We start from the raw sequence: 6,629 nt of genomic DNA, 5'->3' as shown, positions 1-6,629 counted from the left end.
AACCGCCGCACGGAAGCGGAGTGTGTGGGGCTTGGACATGGCGCAAATGATAAAGCCTTTCCCCGCGACCGGCGATGCTGGGCCATCGCCAAGGAGGCTTTGGAGGCGCAGCCGCCCCAAGGATGACCTTCGACACTGTTGGACGGGCCGTCGCCCTGCCTAGCCTGCCTTGATTTATCCGTGCGTGGGGTGCGGGTAACGGTATGCAACTGCAGGAGCAAGTATGAAAAAGAACTTTCTTAAGCCATTGGCCTTTGCCGTGAGTCTGAGCCTGTGCGGCGTAGCCGCCGCGGCCTCGGGCACGTTCAACGTGGGAGAGCTGGACGCAAAGATCGATCCTTGCTCGGACTTCAATGGCTTCGTCAACGCCAAATGGGTCGCGGCGAACCCGATTCCAGCCGACCGCACCCGCTGGGGCTCGTTCGACGCTTTGCGCGAAGATAGCCTCAACGTGCAACGCCAGATCGCCGAGACGGCCGCCAAGAACGCCTCCAGCGCCAAGCCTGGCTCGATCGAACAAAAGATCGGTTATCTGTACGCCACCGGCATGAATGAAGCGGCGATCGACAAGGCGGGCTTCGACCCGATCAAGCCACAACTGGCTCAAGTCGCCGCGCTGAAGAGCTATACCGATGTCGTCGCCTACCTCGTTCGGGCCTATGCCCAGGCCACGCCGGTGTTGTTTCGCTTCGGCGGCAATGCCGATTTCAAGGATTCGAACAAGCAGATCGCTTATGCCCTCCAGGGCGGCCTTGGCTTGCCGACCGCCGATTACTACACCAAGCCCGATTACGAAAAGCTGCGCACTGCCTATGTAGCGCACATCGCCAAATTGCTGCAGCTCACAGGCGTTTCGGCGGCCGATGCCAAGACGCAGGCCGCTGCCGTGATGAAATTCGAGACGCGCCTGGCCGCGGCGTCCTTGCTTCCGACCGAATTGCGCCAGCCCGAAAATCGCTATCACTTTGTCAGCATTGCCGACGCGGACAAGGTTACTCCGCATTTTGAATGGGCCGCGTTCTTCAAGGCCCAGGGCGCAGAGGTAAACGGCGGCTTCTCGCTCTCGCATCCGAAGTTCTTCGCCGAGATGGACAAGATGCTGGTGGATGTGCCTGTCGCCGACTGGCAGGCTTACTTGCGTTTCCATGCGATCAACAGCGCCGCTCCTTATTTGTCCAAACCATTCCAGCAGGAAGATTTCGCATTCAACGAGCAGACCCTGAACGGCCAGAAGGAAATGAAGGCCCGCTGGAAGATCGCGCTGGATACCGTCAATGACGGCATGGGCATGGCGCTGGGCGAGCTGTACGTCGCCAAGACGTTCTCGCCCGAGTCTAAGCAGCGCGCGCAGGAGTTGGTCAACAATCTGCGCACCGCTTACAAAGCTCGCATCGAAAATCTCGAATGGATGAGTCCCGCGACCAAGCAGAAGGCGCTGGAGAAGTGGGCCACGTTCGTGCCGAAGATCGGTTATCCGGACAAATGGCGCGATTGGAGCGGCCTGCAGCTGACGCCGGACAACTATTTTGCCAACGTGCGCGCAGCCGACAAGTTCAACTACGACTATATGGTCGCCAAGATCGGCAAGCCCGTCGACCGTACGGAATGGGGCATGACCCCGCAGACGGTCAATGCGTATTACAACGCGCAAAAGAACGAGATCGTCTTCCCCGCTGCGATTCTGCAACCGCCGTTCTTCTCGGCGCAGGCCGATGATGGCATCAACTACGGTGGCATCGGCGCGGTGATCGGCCACGAGATGGGCCACGGCTATGACGACCAGGGCAGCAAGTTCGACGCCCAGGGGAACAATGTCAACTGGTGGACTGACGCCGACCGCAAAGCCTTCGAAGAGCGCACCGCCAGGCTGGCAGCGCAGTTCGACAGCTACGAGGCGCTGCCCGGCAAGCATGTCAACGGCCGCCTGACGATGGGCGAGAACATCGGCGACCTCGGCGGTTTGAATGCCGCCTACGATGCCCTGCAAATGGCGCTGAAGAAAAACCCCAAGGAGGCGAGCGAAAAAATCGGCGGCTATACCCAGGATCAACGCTTCTTCCTCAACTGGGCTCGCGTCTGGCGCGGCAATATCCGTCCCGAAGCGCAGTTGACCCTGCTCAACACCGATCCGCATGCCCCGGCGCAATTCCGCGCCATCGGTGCGCCGTCGAACATGCCGGCATTTGCGCAGGCATTCCAGTGCAAGAGCGATGCGCAGATGGTTCGTTCGGGCGACAAGCAGGTGAAGATCTGGTAAGCGGCTCAGGTCCTCTTTCGCGTGATTTGAGCGACACATCCGCGGATAGCGGCGCCTTGTCGCAGATCGTCAACAGCTCCTCCATAAGATGCATACTAAATGCAACTTATGGAGGAGTGCGATCATGCTGACCCTGTTCCAACGCGATATTGTCAAACAGTGCGTCCCTGCTCTGCAGTCGCATGGCCTGACGCTGACCAAGGTCTTCTATGCGCGCCTGTTCGATGCACAGCCAGAGCTCAAGCATGTTTTCAATATGCGTCGCCAGGCAACGGGCGAGCAGCAGCAGGCGTTGGCCAATGCCGTGCTCGGCTATGCGAAGCATATCGACAACCCGGAGGTGTTGAACCCGGTTCTCGACATCATTGTCAGCAAGCACGTCAGCATGGGCATCCGCGCAGAGCAATATCCGATCGTCGGCAAACACCTGCTGGCGGCGATCGCCGAAGTCCTGGGCGACGCCGCTACACCGGAAGTCATCGATGCCTGGGCTGCCGCATATGGCCAACTGGCCGACCTCCTGATTGCCAAGGAGCAGGAGCTGTATACCGCAACCGCCACAGCGGCAGGCGGTTGGTCAGGCTGGCGTCCCTTTAGGCTCATTCGTAGAGTCGTCGAAAGCGACCAGATCGCCTCGCTGTATCTCGCTCCCGCCGACGGCGGCACCATACCGCCATTCAAACCTGGACAATATGTCTCCGTGCGAAGCGCAAGTCCTGATGGCATGATGCACGTGCGTCAATACAGCCTCTCAGATGCGCCGCACCAACCTCACTTGCGCTTGACAATCAAGCGAGAGGATCCCACCGGCGTTCAACCCGCCGGCAAGGTATCCCATAAGCTGCACAACACATTTGACGAAGGGCAGTGCCTGGACCTCTCCGCGCCACAAGGCAACTTCACCATCGACGATACGGACGATCGGCCTATCGTCCTGCTCAGTGGCGGCGTGGGTCTCACGCCTATGACATCCATTCTTGGCCATGTCATGGAGAAGCAGCCCCATCGAAGGATTATTTTCCTGCATGCCACGCGCGATCGCCGCAGCCATGCCATGAACGACTGGCTACGCGAGACCGCCAGGATATCGCCTTCGATCGACGTCCAGGTCTACTACGAACATGTGGCATCAAGCGATATACGCGGCTACCACTACGACCATCACGGCCGCATGGATTTGCCACGTAATGAGCTATTGAAAGAAGCAGAGGATGCCGACTATTTCATCTGCGGGCCGAAGCCCTTCATGACTGCACAGGTCGACGCACTGATCGGCTTGAATATCGCCACTTCGCGCATTCATACCGAAGTTTTCGGCGCCGCCCTGGCCTGATCCGAAAGCAGCATCCGCAGCTTGCGTGGGCGATCCATCAGATCAGCCAAGGTATACTTGTCCAGTACATACAGAAACGCCTGACGTGCCTCATCGAGAATGCCGCGCAGTGTGCAAGCGGATGTAATTGGACAGGTGTTGTCTACGCCAAAGCATTCGACCAAAGCGAAATCCGGTTCGACGGCACGCACGACTGCACCGATTGAAATGGCGGACGGCTCGGTAGCCAGCCGGATACCGCCGCCACGCCCGCGCAGCGCATCGACAACACCCAGCGCCGCAAGGCGCTGGGTCACCTTCATGAGGTGATTTTCCGAAATGCGGTACCGGTCGGCCGCCTCATGGATCGAGGTGCGCTCTTTGCCGTGCAAAGCCAGGAACATCAGCAGGCGTAATGCGTAATCGGTTTGATAGGTCAATCTCACCGGCTTCCCCCGAAACCTCGCGACCGTCAGAGCAAGAGCTTGCGCACCTTGAGCAGCGCCGCGATAAAAGCATCGACCTCGGCCTTGGTGTTATAGAAGGCCAGCGAAGCACGGAGGGTGGCCGGCACGCCGAAGAACTGCATCAGCGGGTGGGCACAGTGGTGACCGGAGCGAACAGCCACGCCTTCCAGATCGAGCAAGGTTGCCAGATCGGTGGCCTGCGCACCTTCCAGCAGGAAGGAAATCACCGGCTCCTTTTCCTTGGCCTGCCCGAAAATGCGCAAGCCTGGAATCTCGGCCAGATGCTCGTTGGCATAGGCCAGAAGTTCCTGCTCCCATGCATGCATGGCGTCGGCACCTAGCCTGCCGTAGTAGCGAATGGCTTCGGTCAGACCCGCGAAACCGGCAATATTCGGCGTACCCGCCTCAAACTTGTGCGGCGGTTCGGCGAAAGTCGTACCGTCGAAACGCACTTCGCGGATCATCTCACCGCCGCCAAAGAACGGCGGCATGGTTTGCAGATGTTCGCGCCGCGCCCATAGCGCACCGGTACCGGTGGGGCCCAGCATCTTGTGGCCAGTCACAGCATAGAAATCGCAACCCAGCGCCTGCACATCCACCGCTCGATGCGGCACGGCCTGAGAACCGTCCACCAGCAGCGGAATACCACGCTTTCGACACTCGCGCGCGATCTCGCGTACAGGATTGACCGTGCCGAGCACGTTGGAGACATGCGTGACGCAAGCCAGCTTTACATCGGGGGTGAGCATCGCAACGAATTGCTCGACGATCAGTTCGCCACGTTCGTCGATCGGCGCGGCCTTGACTGTCGCGCCGCTGCGCGCAGCAACAATCTGCCATGGCACGATATTGGCGTGGTGCTCCATTACCGTTGTCAGGATACTGTCGCCCTCTTTCAGGCGCGGTAACGCATAACTGTAGGCCACCAGGTTGATCGACTGCGTCGTGCCGGATGTCAGCACGACATCGTTGGCGGAGCCGGCATTGATGAAGCGAGCCAGATCGCTGCGCGCCCCCTCATAAGCCGCCGTGGCCTCCTCGCCTAGCAGGTGCACCGCACGCGCGACGTTGGCGTTGTGTTCGCGATAGTGCCGATCGACCGCTTCGATCACCGACGACGGCTTCTGGCTGGTATTGGCATTATCGAAATACACCAGCGGCTTGCCGTGCACGCTGCGCTTGAGCAGCGGAAAGTCGGCGCGCACGCGCTCGACGTCGAGAACCTGGGGCTGGACTTGTGCATTCATGGCATTCAGGCTCGAATCGCTTTCAGGCAGACGGATCGGCTGGCAACTGCGCCAGCAACAGGTCCGAAATATGGTCACGCAACGCTTCGACCGGCAGTTCGGCAAGCACGGCCCGGCAGAATGCGGCAGTCAGCAGCGTACGCGCCTCGGCAAGCGGGATGCCGCGCGAACGCAGATAGAACAACGCGCGATCGTCGAGCTGACCGACCGTGGCGCCATGGGCGGCCTTCACTTCGTCGGCATAAATTTCCAGCTCCGGCTTGGTATCGATCTCCGCCGATGGCGAAAGCAGGAGATTCTTGTTGCTCAGGCTGGCATCGCTGCCATCGGCCCCTTCGGCCACGACAATCGCACCGCGGAATACGCCGCGCGCGCGCTGGTCGGCCACGCCGCGCCAGGTCGATTCGGAGGCGGTAGCCAAGGCATCGTGCCGAATCGCCAATTGGGTATCGACATGCTGGCGGCCACGCAAGGCAAACACACCGCGTGTATCCAGCCGCGCATGATCGCCTTTGAGATCCGCCTGCAGATCGTGGCGCACCAAGCCGCCACCGAGTTCTATCGCGTAGACGGCTGCGTGCGCTGCAGCGCCGAGTTGCAAACCGGTCCGGCGAATAAGACTGGTGCCGGCACCGGCTTGCTGCAACAGGGTCAACCGAAGCCGCGCGCCTTCGCCGAGCACGATATCGGCCATCGATGTCGCCAGCTGCTGTGCTTCGTCCAGACCCAGGTGGTGTTCGATCAAGTCCAGGGTGGCGCCATCGCCAAGCGCGATCATGTGGCGCAGATGCCAAGCGATATCTGCGGCAACCGTGCCGATGAAACGCAATTGTACGGGCGAGGCCACCTTGGCACCGGCAGCAACGCGAAGCACCACACCTTCGGATGCATATGCCGCGTTGAGCTGGGCGAACGCATCGGCAACGTCACGGTAACGATGACTGAGCGCGAAACGCAGCGGCTCGTCGTCCTGCGCCAACGCACGCGACAAAGGCAGCACTTCCAGGCCATCGGGAAGATCGTCGAGCCGCGACAGATCGGCGCGGAAAACACCGTTGACGAAGACCAGGCACGGGCCGTCGATGCCCGGCAATGCAAGAGCCCCCGCATCGATCCGGCGAGTGGCCGCTTCGGTATCGCCCGGCTGGAATCGGCGCTGGCTCAAGGCGCGCAGCGCGGTGTATTTCCAGGCTTCGTTGCGGCTATCGGGCAGACCTGAGGCAAGCAGCGCTTCGTGGTTTTCTCGCCGGATCGCGTCGAGCCAGGCCACGCCCTCAGGCAGCGGCGCTTCGAGCAGCGATTCGAGCAACGGCGGGCGAGCCGGTCGCTGGCTCATGCCTGCACTC

At 60.7% G+C, this 6,629-nt stretch carries 5 protein-coding genes; 2 read left to right on the top strand and 3 right to left on the bottom strand.

The window, feature by feature from the left end:
• Positions 1–223 precede the first annotated feature (223 nt).
• A complete protein-coding gene (locus VIM98_RS12755; RefSeq protein WP_331993488.1) occupies positions 224–2,257 on the top strand; it encodes a M13 family metallopeptidase in 2,034 nt (677 codons plus the stop codon).
• Positions 2,258–2,381: 124 nt separating this feature from the next.
• Positions 2,382–3,590 carry an NO-inducible flavohemoprotein gene (hmpA, locus tag VIM98_RS12750; protein ID WP_331993487.1) on the top strand — a complete coding sequence of 403 codons (1,209 nt, stop codon included), beginning with the start codon at positions 2,382–2,384 and terminating at the stop codon, positions 3,588–3,590.
• Here the strand turns inward: hmpA and VIM98_RS12745 are convergent.
• The 3 genes from VIM98_RS12745 to sufD are packed head-to-tail and all read right to left on the bottom strand — an operon-like array spanning position 3,557 to position 6,619.
• Positions 3,557–4,015, bottom strand: coding sequence for an Rrf2 family transcriptional regulator (locus VIM98_RS12745; protein WP_331993486.1), 459 nt, complete (start codon positions 4,013–4,015; stop codon positions 3,557–3,559). The genes hmpA and VIM98_RS12745 overlap by 34 nt on opposite strands.
• Positions 4,016–4,041: 26 nt before the next feature.
• Positions 4,042–5,283, bottom strand: coding sequence for a cysteine desulfurase (locus tag VIM98_RS12740; protein ID WP_331993485.1), 1,242 nt, complete (start codon positions 5,281–5,283; stop codon positions 4,042–4,044).
• A gap of 22 nt (positions 5,284–5,305) precedes the next feature.
• Positions 5,306–6,619: a Fe-S cluster assembly protein SufD gene (gene sufD / locus VIM98_RS12735; RefSeq protein WP_331993489.1), complete on the bottom strand. Its 1,314-nt coding sequence runs from the start codon at positions 6,617–6,619 to the stop codon at positions 5,306–5,308.
• Positions 6,620–6,629 lie beyond the last annotated feature (10 nt).

The organism is Dyella sp. (genome assembly GCF_036568765.1).
Taxonomy (GTDB): Bacteria; Pseudomonadota; Gammaproteobacteria; order Xanthomonadales; family Rhodanobacteraceae; genus GSA-30.
Note: the sequence above shows the minus strand (reverse complement) of the source record. Positions and strands in the feature narration are given on the sequence as shown.

Coding starts and splice junctions, on each gene's coding strand:
- VIM98_RS12755 (WP_331993488.1), top strand. CDS start 224: ATGAAAAAGAACTTTCTTAAGCCATTGGCCTTTGCCGTGAGTCTGAGC.
- hmpA (WP_331993487.1), top strand. CDS start 2,382: ATGCTGACCCTGTTCCAACGCGATATTGTCAAACAGTGCGTCCCTGCT.
- VIM98_RS12740 (WP_331993485.1), bottom strand. CDS start 5,283: ATGAATGCACAAGTCCAGCCCCAGGTTCTCGACGTCGAGCGCGTGCGC.
- sufD (WP_331993489.1), bottom strand. CDS start 6,619: ATGAGCCAGCGACCGGCTCGCCCGCCGTTGCTCGAATCGCTGCTCGAA.